Genomic DNA, 14,981 nt, shown 5'->3' on the forward strand with positions numbered 1-14,981 from the left:
TCCTTCGAGCCGCCCGGTCCTGCGACCCGGCTTCCCCGCTCACGCCGCTGTCGGGGCGCGCGCACGCCTTGATCCGCCGGAAGTGGAAGGCGACGTCGACCTTGCCGCGAACGCGGGGCCTCTGCTCGTGGCGAGGAGGCAGCACGGTTCACCCGCGTACGGGCATCAGCGCTCGAGGGCGGCGCGCAGCGCGTTGCAGCCGCACTGGCGTGACCGCGCTTCAGGGCGTGCGGACGACGCCGAAAACGGGCTGGAAATGGAGAAGGGCGCGATGACTCGCGCCCTTCCCGTGACAGCCATTGATGGCGATGTCGCTTACTTGACCGAGAAATCCTTCGTCGCAACGGACGTGCCGTTGAGCGAGATCTCGACCTTGTAGTTGCCGACCGGCCAACCGTCGGGCTTGCTGATGTGGAAGCTCGTCACCGCGGGGCCGTTCGGCGCGATCGTCTGGCTCGATTCGTTGACGGTCTGGCCGTCCTGGAACGTCCACTTCGCGTTGAGCACCGCGTTCGGCGCCGTGCCCGTGGTCGACACCGCGGCATAGATCGTGTCCTTCGGCGCGAACGTCGTCGTCGGCGTCGTCACCTTCTGGTCCGGGCCGACTGCGGAACCGAGGTCGACCGACGCGACCGCGACAGGCGCGGGTGCAGGCGCGGCCACCGGCGGCGGCGCGGGAGCCGGTGCCGGGGTAGCGGCCGGCGGCGGCGGCGCGGGGGCCGGAGCGGGTTCTTCCTTCTTGCCGCAAGCGGACAGCGCGAATGCGCCGGCGATCGCCGCGATCAGGGTGAGCTGGCTGCGTGGCTTGATCATCGTGGTTCCTCCAGGATGGCGGGCGTTCAATCGTGGTCGGCGGGAATCTTGAGGACCTGGCCCGGCTTGATCAGGTCCGGATCGTCGAGCTGGTCGCGATTCGCTTCGAAGATCCGCTTCCAGTGGTTCGCGTTGCCGTAGACATGCTTGGCGATCTTCGACAGGCTGTCGCCCTTGGCGACGGTATACGTCTGCGTCGCAGCGGCTGCGGTCGATTGCACGCCGGATTGCACGTTGCCGAAATCCGCTTTCGGCGCCGGCGGCGGTGCGGTCGACTGGCCGCCACCCTGCACATTGGAAAAATCCGGCTTCTTCGGCTCGTTGGCCATCGTCCGCCCTCCTCTCCGTTGCGGGACCTCCCACATTACACCCCTGCGCGCTTAACCGCGAATGAGTGCGCGGCCAAGCGAAGGTGCGGGCGCTACTGGCGCGCGCCGCGAGGGTTCGGCGCCGAGGTGCCGCCGCTTGCGCGCCACGGGTTGATGTCGAGCCCGCCGCGGCGCGTGTAGCGCGCATACACCTCGAGCGCCTGCGGCGCGCAGTGGCGCGTGATGTCGACGAAGATGCGTTCGACGCATTGCTCGTGGAAGCCCGCGTGTTCGCGGAACGAAACGAGGTAGCGCAGCAAGCCCTCGCGCGCGATGCGCGGACCGCGATAGCGGATCTGCACGCTGGCCCAGTCGGGCTGGCCGGTGACCGGGCAGTTCGACTTCAGCAGGTTCGAAACGAGCGTCTCGGCGACCGGTGCCCCGTTCGCGTGCAGGTGCCGTGCATTCGGCGGGCCGTACTCGTCGATGTCGAGCTCGAGGCCGTCGATCGATTCGCCCTCGAGCTCGTGCAATGCGAGCGACGCGAAGCGCGCCGGCGGCAGCAACGCGACCTCGACCGGTGCGCCCGCGGCGGCCGAAAGGTCGTGCACGAGGCGTTCACGCAGTGCGTCGATCGAACCGACGCGCTCACGGCTGAAACTGTTGAGATAGAGCTTGAACGACTTCGATTCGACGATCGCGGGCGACGTGGCCGGCACGCGGAACTCCGCCAGCGCGATCTCGGGCTTGCCGCGCGCGTCGAGCCAGGAAAGTTCGTACGCGTTCCACACGTCCACGCCGTCGAACGGCAGCATCGCGCCGAGGTCGAGTTCGGCGCGGCCGATCGAACGCGCGATCGGAAACAGCAGGGTCGGATCGTAGCGGTTCGCGTAAGCGACGCTGCGACCGAGCGGTCCATGGGTATCGCTCGCGGTCATGGTCGCAGCATAGCGCGCGCGTCGGCGCGCCACGCGCAATCGTCGCCGAGTTGTGCCAGCGCGGCGTAGCCGCGCACGTCGTCGATGGGGCGCCAGTCGACGCCGTAGGCGGCGAGCGCGCGCTCGAGCTCCTGCCGGTGCGCGGGCGGGACGAGCAGCAGGCGACAGCCCTCGCGCTCGGCCAGCTCGCTCGGCAGGTCCTGCGCCTGCGCCTCGCGCGGCCGGTCGGGCAAGTCGAGCCGCTCGACTTCGCTGCCGAGGTAGAAACGCAGGCCGTAGCGCGGTGCGTCCTCGACGAAGGCGACCTCGTGCGGCCGCGGCGACAGCTGGCGATCGATCGCCTGCGCGAGCGCGCGGTCGTCGGCGTCGACGTCGAGCCGGGCGGGGAGCGCACGCAGCCCGACCATCGCGACCGACCACGCGGCGAGCAACGCGAGCAGCCAGCGCCGCGGCCGCCACGGCGCGAGTTCGCGCGCGGCGACGAGCGCGAGCGGCGCGAACAGCGGCAGCACGTACAGCGGCAAGCGCGAGCGTGCGAGCATGAACACGACCAGCGGCACCAGCAGCCAGCTGGCGAGCAGGCGCGCGACGGCGTCCGCGCGCACGCGCGCGAGCGCATCGCGCCGATGTCGCCAGGCCGCGGCGAGCAGCACCGGCAGCCACGGCAACGTGCCGACGAGCAAGGTCGGCAGGTACACCCTGAACGCACCGTACCATTGCGCGTTGCGGTGCATGCGGTCGCTCGCGACGCGGTTGACGACTTCTTCGACGAGGAAGTAGCGCATCACGTCCGGCTCCTGCCACGCGACGATCGCGTACCAGCTGCCACCGACGACGAGAAACACGAGCAGCGCATCCCAGCCGAACGCGCGCCGGAGCCCGCGCGTGCCCTCGCTCCAGCCCGCGAACAGCAGGCACCCCGCGAACGCGAGCAGGCCGGGCGGCCCCTTGGTCAGGAACGCGAGCGCGAGCGCGAGGCCGAGCAGCAGGCGTGCCCGCCGCGCTTCGCGCACGTCGGCAGCCCACCAGAGTTCGACGAAGGCGGCGACCGAGAGCGTCTCCCACAGCGCGAGCAGCGAATCGGTGGTGACGAGGTTGGATGCGGCAACCGGGAATGCGAACGTCGCATAGACGAGTGCGGGCAGCCACGGCTGCGCGGGCACGAGACGCCGGCCGAGCCTCCCGAGCAGCAGGATCGTCGCGGCGAACGCGAGCGCGCCCGGCAGGCGCGCGGCGAACTCGCTGTGTCCGGCCGCGACGAAACTCGTCGCGATGCTCCAGTAGGTGAGCGGCGGCTTGGACCAGTGCGGCACCTCCGGGTGCAGCATCGGATGCAGCCAGTCGCCGTCGGCGAGCATCATGAGCGCGACATCGGTGTAGCGGCCCTCGTCGGGCGAATACAGCGGACGCACGCCCTGCAGCAGGCACGCGTACGACACGACCGCCAGCAGCGCCAACAGCACGCGTACGCGCGTCGTAGAAACCGTCATGGCCGATGCTCCCGCGCGAGATAGTCTTCGCTCTGCATCTCGATCAACCGCGATTCGGTGCGCGCGAACTCCGCGCGCAGGCGCTCGCCGTCGTAGAGCTCGACGATCGCCGCCGCCGCGGACAGCACGAGGTTGACGCCGCGATCGTACACCTCGTCGACGAGTTCGATGAAACGGCGCGCCGCGTCGTCGGTCTGTGGCGTGAACTGAGGCACGTTGGAGACGAGCAGCGTGTGGTACCCGCGCGCGAGTTCGATGTAGTCGGCGACGCCGCGCGGGCCTTCGCAGAGCGCGGCGAACTCGAACCAGATCGCGCCGTCCGCTTCGGCACGGACCGGCACCGCGCGATCGTTGAGCACGAGCTCGAAGTCGCGTCGCACGTCGCCGTGCGCCACGCGCTGGAACGCCGCCTGCAGCGCACGCTCGGCCGGCGCGCCCGGCGGCGTGTAGTAGACGGGCGCCTGCTTGAGCGCGCGCAGGCGCCAGTCGGTCGCGGAAGCGAGCTCGATCACTTCGCACTGCCGTTCGAGCAGCGCGATCGCGGGCAGGAAACGTTCGCGTTGCAGGCCGTCCCGGTACAGGTCGCGCGGCGGCGTGTTCGACGTGGTCACGAGCACGACGCCGCGCTCGAACAGCGCGCGCAGCAGGTTGCCGAGGATCATCGCGTCACCGATGTCGCCGACGAAGAACTCGTCGAGCACGAGCACGCGCAGCTCGGCCGCGATCCGCGCGGCGACCTCGACGAGCGGGTCGCTGCGCCCCTCGAGCCGTCGAAGCTCGGCATGGACTTCCTGCATGAAGCGATGGAAATGCACGCGCCGCTTGCGCGCGGTCGGCAGCGCGGCGACGAGCAGTTCGGTCAGGAACGTCTTGCCGCGGCCGACGCGTCCCCAGAGGTAGATGCCGCGCGGCGCGGGCGGGCGTTCGCCGCGCAGGCGCTGCCACAGCGAACGTTCCGGCGTGCGCGCGAGTTCGTCGGCGAGGCGATCGAGCGCGGGCAGCACCGCGAGCTGGGCCGGGTCGCTCTGCCATTCGCCGGCCGCGGCGCCGCGACGGTAGCGCTCGCCGGGCGTGGCCGCGCTGTCGCCGTCGGCGCCGCTCATGCGCGCGCGGGCGGCAGGTTGGCGGCGAGCGCGTTCTTGAGCGCACCGCGCAGGTCCATGAGGCGACGGTGGAAGAAGTGGCCCGTCTCCGGCATGCCGATCAGTTGCGGCGGCGGCCGCAGTGCCCGCGCCCACGCGAACACCGCGCGTGCGTCGACGACCTCGTCGTCCTCGCCCTGCACGACCAGCCACGGGCAGGTCGGCGCACCGATCGTCGAGAAGTCCCAGCGCCCTACCGGCGGCGCGATCAGGATCAGCTGCGCGGGATCGAGCCGCGAAGCCGCGCGCAGGGTCACGTAGCTGCCGAACGAGAATCCGGCGAGCCAGAGTGCATCGCCCGGGCGCTGCGCGCGCAGCCACGTCGCGATCGCGACGAGGTCGTCGGTCTCGCCGACGCCGTGGTCGTGCACGCCTTCGCTGCGCCCGACCCCGCGGAAATTGAAGCGCACGGTCGCGAGGCCGAGTTCGAGCAGCGCGCGTTCGGCGATCGTGACGACCTTGTTGTGCATCGTGCCGCCTTGCAGCGGATGCGGATGCGCGACGATCGCGACGCCGCGTCGAGGCGGCGCTTCGGTGGGCAGCGCGCAAGCGAGTTCGATCGCGCCGGCGGGACCCGGCAGCAGCAGGCTCGACGACGAGGACGGGAACGCCGGGGCGGTGGCAGGGGCCTGGTTCATCCGCGAATGATACGTGGATGGCGTTTGCGCCATCCATTTGCGTACTACCGGATGGCCACCGAGGAGCGTTGCCATGCATGCCCGCCTGCCGATCGCCGTCGTCCTCGCCGCCGCCTGCCTCTGCGCGCGCGGCGCGACGTTCACCGCCAACCAGGAAGCCGACCTGCCGGACCTCGTCCCGGGCAACGGCTTCTGCAACGTGTTTCCGCAGCCGGGTCCGGGACCTTGCACGCTGCGCGCCGCGATCATGGAAGCCAACGCCCTCCCGGGTGCCGACACGATCGATCTGCTGGCGGGCCTCCACTACACGCTCGATCGCGCGGGCCAGGGCGACGATACGGCCGCGCTCGGCGATCTCGACCTGACCGACGACGTCACGATCCGCTTCTTCGCCTCGGGCGAGCGTCCGGTGGTGTCCGCGGCGGCCATCGATCGCGTGTTCGACGTCATCGCGGGCGATGCGACCCTGCTCGGCTTCACGATCTCCGGCGGCGCCGCGACGAGCGCCGCGGCCACGTCGGGCGGCGGCGTGCTCGTGCGCTCCGGCGCCGGTTCGGTCGACCTCATCCTCATGCACGTCTCGGGCAATACCGCCGAACTCGGCGGCGGCCTCTACAACGCCGGCGCCGACACGCGCGTGAGCGGCTCGGTCTTCCGCAACAATATCTTCCGCGGCGACAGCACGGCGACGCCGTCCGGCAGCGCGATCCGCAACCGCGGCAATCTCGAGGTCGCCTACAGCGTGATCCACGACAACAGCGGCGTGCCGATCACCGCGTTCGACGCGCCGTCCGGCACGTTCACGCCGACCGCGAACGCGATCGACAGCGAGCCGCAGGGTGCCGGTTCGGGCGCGCTGCGCATCGCCAACTCGTCGTTCTTCCGGAACCTCGGCAACGCGGTCAACATCGACGACGGCGAACTCGAGCTGTCGAGCGCGACGATCGCCGGCAACAGCGGATACGGCCTGCGCATGACCGACGGCAGCGTGCTCGTGCACAACACGATGATCGCGCGCAACGCGCTCGCCGACTGTTCGATCGCGGTCGCCGTCGCGACCGACAGCAACCGCTACAACCTCGATTCCGACGACTCCTGCGCACTGTCGGGCGGTGGCTCGAACCATGTCGGCGTCGACCCGCACCTCACGCCGCTCGCCGATCACGGCGGACCGACGCCGACGATCTGGCCGGCGCCGAACAGCATCGCGGTCGACCACGGCCATCCGCTGTTCACCGCGACCGGCTGCGAGGACGACGACCAGGCGCTCGCCGACCGCCCGGTCGACTTCGACGGCGACGGCGCCGCGTTGTGCGACATCGGCGCGGTCGAGCTGCAGGGCGACGTGATCTTCTTTGAACCGTTCGACCGCATCTGAGCCGCGACCACGTGCGCAGCGCGACCGCCCGCGCGACAATCGCCCCCGTGACCGCCGCGACGCGGCGGGACGCGGGCCATGCCATGGAGACGAGCGACGCCGGACTCGCCGAACGCCTCGCCGACGCCGGCTACGGCGACGCGCGCGACCTGCGCGCGCTGTTGCCTCAGGTCTACGCCGAACTCAAGCGCATCGCCCACCGACAGCTGTTCCGCAACGTGCCGGGTGCGACCCTGTCGACGACCGTCCTCGTGCACGAGGCTTACGCGCGCGTGGCCGCGCACGGAGCGGAGGCACGCCTCACGCGCGAGCACTTCCTCGCGCTGTCGGCGCGGGTCATGCGCCAGATCGTCATCGACCACGCGCGCGCGCGGGCGAGCACGAAGCGCGGCGGCGGCCGGGCGACGGTCGAACTCGCTGCGGCCGATGCGCACGACGCCGCGCTCGACGATGCTCTGCTCGCGCTCGACGACGCGCTCGCCCTGCTCGAGCGCGTCGATCCGCGCCTGCTGCGGCTGATCGAACAGCATTGGTTCATCGGGCTCGACAGCGACGAGCTGGTCGCGCTCACCGGCTTGTCGCTGCGCACGGTGCAGCGCGAGCTCAAACGGGCCAAGGCCTGGATGGCCGAACTGCTCGGGCCATGAACGCGCACTGGGACGCCGAACGCTTCGGCCGCATCGACGCGCTGCTGCGGCAGGCCCTCGAGCTCGCCGGCGACGCGCGCGACCGCTACCTTGCCGCACTGGACTTGCCGACCGCGACGACGCTCGCGACCCTGCTCGCCGCTGCCGAGGCCGCGCACGATCCGCTCGCCGAGGCGCTCGATGCGGGCGTCTGGGGCGCGCTCGCGGACGACACCGCAGCGGGCGAGCGGTTCGGCGCCTGGCGCGCGATCGGGACACTCGCGCATGGCGGCATGGCGCGCGTGCTGCTCGCCGAGCGCGCCGACGGTGCGTTCCAGCAACTTGCCGCGATCAAGTGCCCGTGGCCCGGCATCGTCGCATCCGGCCTCGCGGCGCGCTTCGAACAGGAGCGGCAGATCCTCGCGCGCCTCGAGGAGGCGCGCATCGCGCGCCTCCTCGACGGCGGTGTGCGCGGCGACGGCACGCCGTGGCTCGCGCTCGAGTACGTCGACGGCGTCGCGATCACGACCCATTGCGACGAGCGTCGCCTCGCGCTCGGTGCACGGCTCGCGCTGTGGTGCGACGTCGCCGCTGCGGTCGCCGCCGCGCATCGGCAACTGATCATCCATCGCGACCTCAAGCCTGCCAACGTGCTCGTGAGCCGAGACGGCGCGGTCAAGCTGCTCGATTTCGGCATCGCCAAGCTGCTCGACCCGCAGGGTTTCCCGAACGCGGCGCCGGCGACGCTCGGTGACGCGCGCGCGCTCACGCGCGAGTACGCGAGCCCGGAACAGCTGCGCGGCGATGCGGTGACGACGGCGAGCGACGTTTTCCAGCTCGGCGTGCTGCTGCTCGAACTCGCGACCGGCGTGCAGCCGTTCCGCGCGGCGGGCGGCGCCGCGGCAGGGTGCGAGCGGGGCGGGCTCGACGACGAGTCCACGCGCGCATCCGCGCTCGTCGTGCGCGGCGACGACGCGGCGGCGCGTGCCACCCTGCGCTCGACGACGCCGCGGGCCCTCGCGCGCCAGCTGCGCGGCGACTTCGACGCTATCGTGCATCGCGCGCTCGCCGGGCCCGTCGGCGAGCGCTACGCGTCGGTCGATGCGCTGCGCGAAGACGTCGCCCACTGGTGTGGGGGCCGGCCCGTGCGTGCGCGACGCGCGAGCCCGCTGCAGCGTGCGCGCCAGTGGCTGCGCCGGCACCGCGTGCTCGCGCTCGCGATCGCAGCCGTGGCCGCGCTCGGTATCGCCTACGTGCTCGCGGTCGTGTCGCAGTCGCGCCGGCTCGAGCAGGAAGCGGCGATCAACCGCGCGCTGCGCGACTACCTCGTCGGCTGGTTCCAGACCGCCGACCCCGGCGACATGAAGTCGAACGATCCGCGCGCGAGCCAGATGTTAGCCGACGGGCTCGCCAATGCGCGGCGCGATCTGGGTGCGCAACCCGAGCTGCAGGCGGCCGTGATCGGTCTCATCGGCGAGGTGTACATGGCGCGCGGCGAATACGCGCTCGCCGAGCCGCCGATCCGCGAGGCGCTCGCGCTGCATGCGTCGCTGCGCGATCTCGCGCCGGAATGGCGCGGCGCGGGCAAGGCGAGCCTCGCCACGCTGCTCCATTTCAGCGGACGCTATGCGGACGCCGAGACCCTGTTTGGCGAAGCGCTCGACGAGCGCGTCGCCGCGATCGGCGAGACGGCGCGCTGGACGCTGTCGACCCGGCACTACTACGGCGACCTGCTGCACAGCCGCGGTCGCTACGCCGATGCCGGCGCGCAGCTCGCGCGCGCCGTCGACGGCGCGCGCGCGACCGCCGGCGAGGCCGATTCGCTCACGGCCGCGATCGAGCGCAACCTCGCCGACGTGCGGCGCGACGCGGGCGACTACCCCGAGGCCGAGCGCCTGTACCTCGGCGCGATCGCGACACAGGTCGCGGCGCACGGCGAGACGCACCCGAACACGATCGCGAGCCGTCTCGGCTATGGCCGACTTTTGCTCGATGTCGGGCGCTACGGCGAGGCCGCCGCGCAGATCGAACCCGCGTTCGCGCGCCTCGCCGCTGCGTCCAGCGCGACCTCGCCCGCGACCGTCTACTGGGAGCGCGTGATCGCCGAGCTCGAGGAAGCGCGCGGTGCGTTCGACGACGCCGCACGACGCGTCGAGCGCATCGACGCCGACCTGCGCGGTCGCGTGCCCGACGGCCACATCCTCCACGGCTACACCGCGCTCGATGCGGGCTTCGTCGCGCTCGCGCGCGGCGACGCGCGCGCGGCCGCGGTGCATTTCGCGCGTGCGCGCCGCGTGTTCGACGGCGTGCAGCCACTCGGCCATCCGCGCCGCATCGAGGCCGCTCTCGGCGAGGCGCTCGTCGCACGACGCGGCGGCGACGCGGCGGCCTCGGCCCGCTTGCTCGACGATGCCGAAGCGCAGGCGCGCGCGCAGCTCGCGGCGGATCATCGCCTGTTCGCCGCACTCGCACTCGCGCGCGGCGAGTCGCTGCCGGCCGCGGTGCCGGCGGGGCTCGCACCGCTGCGCGTGCAGCGCGCGCTCGCCGCCGGAGGTTCACGATGAACGCCGCACGCCCGCAGCCGGCCGCTCGTCGCCTGCCCGTTCTCGCGGCCCTGCTCTTCTCGACCGGCGTGCATGCGGGGGGTGCCCCGCTGCCCGACCTCGTGCTGCGCGACGGCTTCGACCGACCGGAGTCGGCCGACATCGCGCCGATGTCGGACGAGTTCTCGTCCGCGGCGACGCTCGGCGACTGGCAGCGCATCTGGCGTACCGAATACTGGGGCCGCGATCCCCTCGAACGGCTCGACATCGGCGTCTCGCTCGCCGGCTGGATCACGTTCGTGCCGTGGACGAGCACGTGGTACGAGGACTACGTCGGCGAGCTCGCGTTCCAGCAGGTCAGCGGCGACTTCGTCGCGACGACGCGCGTGCGGGCGCGCGCGCGCGACGGCGACAACCCGCACGGCGGCAGCCATGGCGGCGCGGCGGGATCGGAGTTCTCGCTCGCGGGCATCCTCGTGCGCGCGCCGCACGATGACGTCGCCTGCTGCGACGATGGCTGGTGGCACGCAGGGGCGGAGCGCTACGTCTTCCTCTCGTTCGGCGCGGCCGACCAGCCGGGCACGTACCAGCTCGAAGCGAAGACGACACGCGCGGCGATCCCGCCCGAGACGCACAGCGTGTCCAGCCTCGAGATCGCGCCGGCGCCGGGCGACGAAGAGGAGCTTCGCGTCGCGCGCATCGGCGGCGCGCTGCTGTTGCTCGTGCGCGGCCCCGGCGCGTGGTGGGCGGTGCACCGGCGCTGGCGCCGCGACGATTTCCCGCTCGCGCTGCAGGTCGGCATGACGGTCTACACCGACTGGGCGATCGCCTCGACGTACCCGTACGCCGAACACAATCGCACGCGCATCGAGCACGCCTGGCTCGACCCCCAGACGCCTGCCGATCCGGACCTGCGCGCACAGTTCGACTACTTCCGCTTCGCGCGCCCGCACGTGCCGGCGACGCTCACCGGGCTCGATCTCACCGATCCCGGCGCCGTGAGCGACGCCGACCTGCTCGCATTCCTCGGCGACCCGTTGCCTTGACGCGACGATCGCGTGCGTGCGCGCGATTGACGCCGTCGCCGCGCCGGCCGACGATCGCCGCATGAATCTGCTCGCACATGCCCTGCTCGCGGGGCCGGACGACGACGTGCGATTCGGCAGCCTGATCGGCGATTTCGTGCGCGGCGCGATCGATCCCGCGCTCGCGCCGCGCGTACGTGCCGGCATTGCGCTGCATCGCACCGTGGACGCGTACACCGACGCCCATCCGCGCGTCGCCGACGCGCGTGCGCAGTTCGCGCCGCCGTACCGCCGCTATGCAGGCATCCTGCTCGACGTGTGGTTCGACCACCTGCTCGCACGCGACTGGTCGCGTTGGGGCGAGGGTCCGCTCGCGACGTTCTCGGTCGACGTGCGTGCCTTGCTCGAACGACGCGCGGACGAGGTGCCGCCGCGCATGCGCCGCTTCGTCGATTACCTGCGTCGCAACGACCTGCCCGAACGCTACCGCGAACGCGCGATGATCGCCGAGGTGTTCCGCGGTCTGTCGCAGCGGCTGTCGCGGGAAAACCCGCTCGCGCAGGCACTGCCTGTGGTCGAGACTCAGGCGGGTGCGCTCGAAGCGGATTTCGCGGCGTTCTTCCCGGATCTGCTCGCCTACGCAGAGCGCGAACGAGCGAGGCTCGGCTGCGCGTGAACGAGCACGTCGCGACCGCCCTCACCGGCGGACGCGGAAGCAATATGTGGGAGCGCCGGAAGGCGCGATGCTTCGTAGGGCGGTACGCGCTCGCGCGTGCCGCCGCAACCTCGCGGCGGCGACCCGGCGGGACTCGCCTCTACGCGGCTCGACCCGCCCTAAACCGACCCAAGTGAAGAGCGTGCGATGTCGGATGAATCGCGCAAGCAGGGCTTCTCAAGCAGCCGTCCCTGGAGCTATCGCCGTCGGTCCGTCCTGGACCGACCCAAGTGACGCGCACGCTGCCTGAGGGCAGCGTGCAAGCGCGTCACTTGACCTGGCTGGCGATCCACTCGACGGTGGCCTTGACCTGCGCGTCGTTGAGCGCGGGGTTGCCGCCACGCGCGGGCATGACGCCTGCCTTGCCCGTATAGCCTTCGATCGCATGCTTGACCAGCGTGTCGATCCCTTGCGCGACGCGCGGCGCCCAGGCCGCCTTGTCGCTGACCTTCGGCGCGCCGCCGGCGCCCGTGTCGTGGCAGCTGTGGCAGAGGTTGCCGTAGATCGTCTTGCCGTCGGTCGTGCCGCCGTAGGCGACCTGCGCCGCGGCTGCCTTCGCGGCCGCCTCCTGCGCGGCCTGCATCGCCGCGCGGCCGGTATCGCCGGCGTAGACGCCACCGACGGGCGCGATGCGCTCGGCGAGGACTTTCGCGCGATCCGGATTTTCCTCGGGCGGATGCTTCGAATAGATGTACGAGCCGAGCGCGACAAGCAGCACGGCGACCAGCACGAGGAATGCGATCAGCTGTGCGAAGTGCTTGAGGAAGACCACGTCGGTCTTGGGAACGGGATTGGTCACGGAACCACCTCGAAAAAACGCGATTCACCGGGCCAGGGCCCGTTCGGCGTACAAAAAAGTCTCGGGATTATAGCGGGCACGCCCCGGCCCGCGGAAGGAGCTGCCACGCGCATCGGCGCGCGGGCCGGCGGAGCGACCCGGGCGTCGGCTATACTGCGCCCCCGCCGGCGGCTCCGATCGCCGGCGCGACGATGCGCCCGTAGCTCAGCTGGATAGAGTACCGCCCTCCGAAGGCGGTGGTCGGAGGTTCGAATCCTCTCGGGCGCGCCACCCCCTGCATGCCACGGCCCGCTGCGTCACCGCGCGCGGCTCCGCGCCCGACCCTGCCGTGAACCCTCGCGCCCGCGTCGGGCGCCTCGATGGCGACACGGCGCCGTTGCGGGCGTTCCGGGTCAGTTGACCGGAATCAACTCGCCCGCGCGGCCGATTGCGGACAATCCACGCATGCCAGCGGAAACGGGAACCCCGACGAGGAGCGCTCCGATGCGCGGTCTGTGCCTGCGCTTCTATTTCTCCGACAGCCCGAGCGAACCGGGGTTGCCCCGCTACGAATGGCTGTTGCAGCACGCGCGCAGCATCGGCATGCCGGGCGGCTCGGCCTTCCGCGCGGTCGGCGGATTCGGCCGGCACGGCGGCCTGCACGAACCGCGTTTCGGCGAACTGCCGGGGAACCAGCCCGTGCTGGTCGAATTCGTGCTGCCGGAGGACGACGCCCGGCGCCTGCTCGATTCGCTCGCGGGCGAGCCGATCGCGCTCACCTACGTGCGCGCGCCGGTCGAGTTCGGCCTCGTCGGCGGACGTTCCTGAACCCAAGAGTGACGCCATGCGCTGGAAGAACGACCCGCACCGCTACAGCTCCGCCTCGATCGCGCTGCATTGGGCGATGGTCGTACTCGTCGTCGGTGCGTACGCGAGCGCCGAACTTCGCGAGGCGTTCGCGCACGGCAGCGCTCAGCGCGCCTGGCTGATGTCGGCGCACGCGTTCGCGGGCCTCGCCGTGTTCGTGCTCGTGTTCGCGCGGCTGGCACTGCGCGCGGGGCCGCGCCCGGCGATCGTGCCGGCGCCGTCGCGGCTGCAGTCGATCCTCGCCGCGGCGATGCACGTCCTGCTGTACGCGTTCATGGTCGCGATGCCCCTGATCGGCTGGCTGCTCGTGAGCGCCGAGGGCACGGACGTCGGCTTCGGCGCGTTCCGCCTGCTGCCGCTCGTCGCGCCCGACCACGCGCTCGCCGACTTCGCCGAGGACCTCCACGAAGGCATCGCCAACGTCGGTTATGCGCTCGTCGGCGGACACGCGGGCGCCGCCCTCGTGCACCACTACCTGCGGCACGACGACACCCTGCGGCGCATGCTTCCCTGGCGCACGAAGCAACGTTGACGGCGGCGGTGCGGCGAGCCGCTCACACGCGATGGAGGCTCGCATGAACGACCCGCAGACCGCTCGAGCCGAAGGCGCGCCGATCGCGGCCGAGCGCGGGCTGGACGGCGCGGAAGCGCAGCGCCGGCTCGCGCGCGATGGCGCGAACGAACTGCCGGCGACGCGGCGACGCGGCGTCGTGGCGCGCACCATCGCGGTCCTGACCGAACCGATGTTCGTGCTGCTCGGCGTCGCGATGGCGCTCTACCTCGTGCTCGGCGACGTCGGCGAGGCTCTCGTGCTGTCCGCGTCGGTCGTCGTCGTGGTCGGCATCACGCTCTACCAGGCCGGCAAGTCGGAGCGCGCGCTCGACGCGTTGCGCGACCTGTCGGCGCCGCAGGCGACCGTCGTGCGCGACGGCGCGCGCACGCGCATCGATGCGCGCCGGCTCGTCGTCGGCGACGTCGTCGTGCTCGGCGAAGGCGATCGCGTGCCGGCCGATGCGCGCCTGCTCGAAACGACCCAGCTCGGCGTCGACGAATCGCTCCTGACCGGCGAGGCGCTGCCGGCGCCCAAGCGCCTCGATGCGGCCAGCGTCGACACCGCTGCGCCGACGCGCAGCGACCACGTGTACTGGGGCACCCTCGTCGTGCACGGACATGCGCTCGCCGAGGTCGTCGCGACCGGCGCGCGCACGGCGGCCGGCCGCATCGGCGCATCGATCGAGCGCACGACCACGCCGCGCAGCCCGCTGCAGCGGGAAATCGACCGTGCCGTGGTCTTCTTCGCAGCCGCGGGCCTCGCGCTGTGCGCGATCGTCGCGGCGCTGTATGCGCTGCTGCGCGGTGGTTGGGTCGATGCGCTGCTCGCAGGCGTGACGCTCGCGATCGCGAACGTGCCGGAGGAGTTTCCGGTCGTATTGACGGTGTTCCTCGCCCTAGGAGCGTGGCGGCTCGCCCGCGAGCACGTGCTCACGCGACGCATTCCCGCGATCGAGACGCTCGGCGCGATCACCGTGCTGTGCGTCGACAAGACCGGCACGCTGACCGAGAACCGCATGCGCATCGCGGCGCTGCGCGGCGCGGACGGACGATGGGACGCCGGCAGCGGCGCGCCGGCCGGAGCGGCGTTCGATGCCGTGCTCCGCGCGGCCGCGCTCGCCTGCCGCGTCCATCCGACCGACCCGATGGAGCGCGCGATCGTCGAGGC

Annotated in this window: 16 protein-coding genes and 1 tRNA gene; 10 read left to right on the forward strand and 7 right to left on the reverse strand. The window is 71.8% G+C overall.

All coding sequences use genetic code 11. The features are described 5' to 3' along the window. A partial coding sequence (locus VI238_RS17715; RefSeq protein WP_331653782.1) for a hypothetical protein occupies nucleotides 1–379 on the forward strand: 379 nt, incomplete at its 5' end. Here VI238_RS17715 and VI238_RS17720 read toward each other — a convergent pair. The 6 genes from VI238_RS17720 to VI238_RS17745 form a co-directional block, all read right to left on the reverse strand. Next, nucleotides 316–813 carry a hypothetical protein gene (locus VI238_RS17720; RefSeq protein WP_331653784.1) on the reverse strand — a complete coding sequence of 166 codons (498 nt, stop codon included), beginning with the start codon at nucleotides 811–813 and terminating at the stop codon, nucleotides 316–318. The genes VI238_RS17715 and VI238_RS17720 overlap by 64 nt on opposite strands. A 26-nt stretch (nucleotides 814–839) precedes the next feature. Then, entirely contained in the window at nucleotides 840–1,142 is a 303-nt protein-coding gene (locus VI238_RS17725; protein ID WP_331653786.1) for a LysM peptidoglycan-binding domain-containing protein, read from the reverse strand. A 92-nt stretch (nucleotides 1,143–1,234) separates the two neighbouring features. After that, complete coding sequence (queF, locus tag VI238_RS17730) at nucleotides 1,235–2,059, reverse strand: NADPH-dependent 7-cyano-7-deazaguanine reductase QueF (protein WP_331653788.1); 825 nt, start codon at nucleotides 2,057–2,059, stop codon at nucleotides 1,235–1,237. Next, a complete protein-coding gene (locus VI238_RS17735; RefSeq protein WP_331653790.1) occupies nucleotides 2,056–3,549 on the reverse strand; it encodes a glycosyltransferase family 39 protein in 1,494 nt (497 codons plus the stop codon). Before VI238_RS17735 ends, queF begins: the two co-directional genes overlap by 4 nt. Beyond that, nucleotides 3,546–4,652, reverse strand: coding sequence for a cell division protein ZapE (gene zapE / locus VI238_RS17740; RefSeq protein ID WP_331653792.1), 1,107 nt, complete (start codon nucleotides 4,650–4,652; stop codon nucleotides 3,546–3,548). The genes VI238_RS17735 and zapE overlap by 4 nt, the downstream gene beginning before the upstream one ends. Further along, entirely contained in the window at nucleotides 4,649–5,329 is a 681-nt protein-coding gene (locus VI238_RS17745; protein ID WP_331653794.1) for an alpha/beta hydrolase, read from the reverse strand. The genes zapE and VI238_RS17745 overlap by 4 nt, the downstream gene beginning before the upstream one ends. A gap of 73 nt (nucleotides 5,330–5,402) precedes the next feature. Here VI238_RS17745 and VI238_RS17750 point away from each other — a divergent pair, with 73 nt between their 5' ends. From VI238_RS17750 to VI238_RS17770, 5 genes are all read left to right on the forward strand, one after another. Beyond that, complete coding sequence (locus VI238_RS17750) at nucleotides 5,403–6,707, forward strand: right-handed parallel beta-helix repeat-containing protein (protein ID WP_331653796.1); 1,305 nt, start codon at nucleotides 5,403–5,405, stop codon at nucleotides 6,705–6,707. 47 nt (nucleotides 6,708–6,754) lie between these two features. After that, nucleotides 6,755–7,354, forward strand: coding sequence for an ECF-type sigma factor (locus tag VI238_RS17755; protein ID WP_331653798.1), 600 nt, complete (start codon nucleotides 6,755–6,757; stop codon nucleotides 7,352–7,354). Then, nucleotides 7,351–9,897, forward strand: a complete 2,547-nt coding sequence (locus VI238_RS17760; RefSeq protein WP_331653800.1) for a serine/threonine-protein kinase — start codon at nucleotides 7,351–7,353, stop codon at nucleotides 9,895–9,897. Before VI238_RS17755 ends, VI238_RS17760 begins: the two co-directional genes overlap by 4 nt. Next, entirely contained in the window at nucleotides 9,894–10,922 is a 1,029-nt protein-coding gene (locus VI238_RS17765; RefSeq protein ID WP_331653802.1) for a hypothetical protein, read from the forward strand. Before VI238_RS17760 ends, VI238_RS17765 begins: the two co-directional genes overlap by 4 nt. Before the next feature lie 61 nt (nucleotides 10,923–10,983). Continuing rightward, the gene (locus VI238_RS17770; RefSeq protein WP_331653804.1) at nucleotides 10,984–11,577 is read left to right on the forward strand and encodes an ACP phosphodiesterase; all 594 of its coding nucleotides are present in this window, start codon (nucleotides 10,984–10,986) and stop codon (nucleotides 11,575–11,577) included. Nucleotides 11,578–11,884: 307 nt separating this feature from the next. Here VI238_RS17770 and VI238_RS17775 read toward each other — a convergent pair whose 3' ends face one another. Continuing rightward, nucleotides 11,885–12,415: a c-type cytochrome gene (locus VI238_RS17775; protein ID WP_331653806.1), complete on the reverse strand. Its 531-nt coding sequence runs from the start codon at nucleotides 12,413–12,415 to the stop codon at nucleotides 11,885–11,887. Nucleotides 12,416–12,608: 193 nt separating this feature from the next. Here VI238_RS17775 and VI238_RS17780 point away from each other — a divergent pair. The 4 genes from VI238_RS17780 to VI238_RS17795 all read left to right on the forward strand — a co-directional run. Beyond that, nucleotides 12,609–12,685 (forward strand) — tRNA-Arg (locus VI238_RS17780). Nucleotides 12,686–12,898: 213 nt separating this feature from the next. Further along, entirely contained in the window at nucleotides 12,899–13,222 is a 324-nt protein-coding gene (locus VI238_RS17785; protein WP_331653807.1) for a DUF190 domain-containing protein, read from the forward strand. A 16-nt stretch (nucleotides 13,223–13,238) separates the two neighbouring features. After that, nucleotides 13,239–13,793, forward strand: a complete 555-nt coding sequence (locus VI238_RS17790; RefSeq protein WP_331653808.1) for a cytochrome b — start codon at nucleotides 13,239–13,241, stop codon at nucleotides 13,791–13,793. A 43-nt stretch (nucleotides 13,794–13,836) separates the two neighbouring features. Further along, a partial coding sequence (locus tag VI238_RS17795) for an HAD-IC family P-type ATPase (RefSeq protein WP_331653809.1) occupies nucleotides 13,837–14,981 on the forward strand: 1,145 nt, incomplete at its 3' end.

Source organism: Dokdonella sp., from assembly GCF_036518555.1.
Taxonomy (GTDB): Bacteria; Pseudomonadota; Gammaproteobacteria; order Xanthomonadales; family Rhodanobacteraceae; genus Dokdonella_A.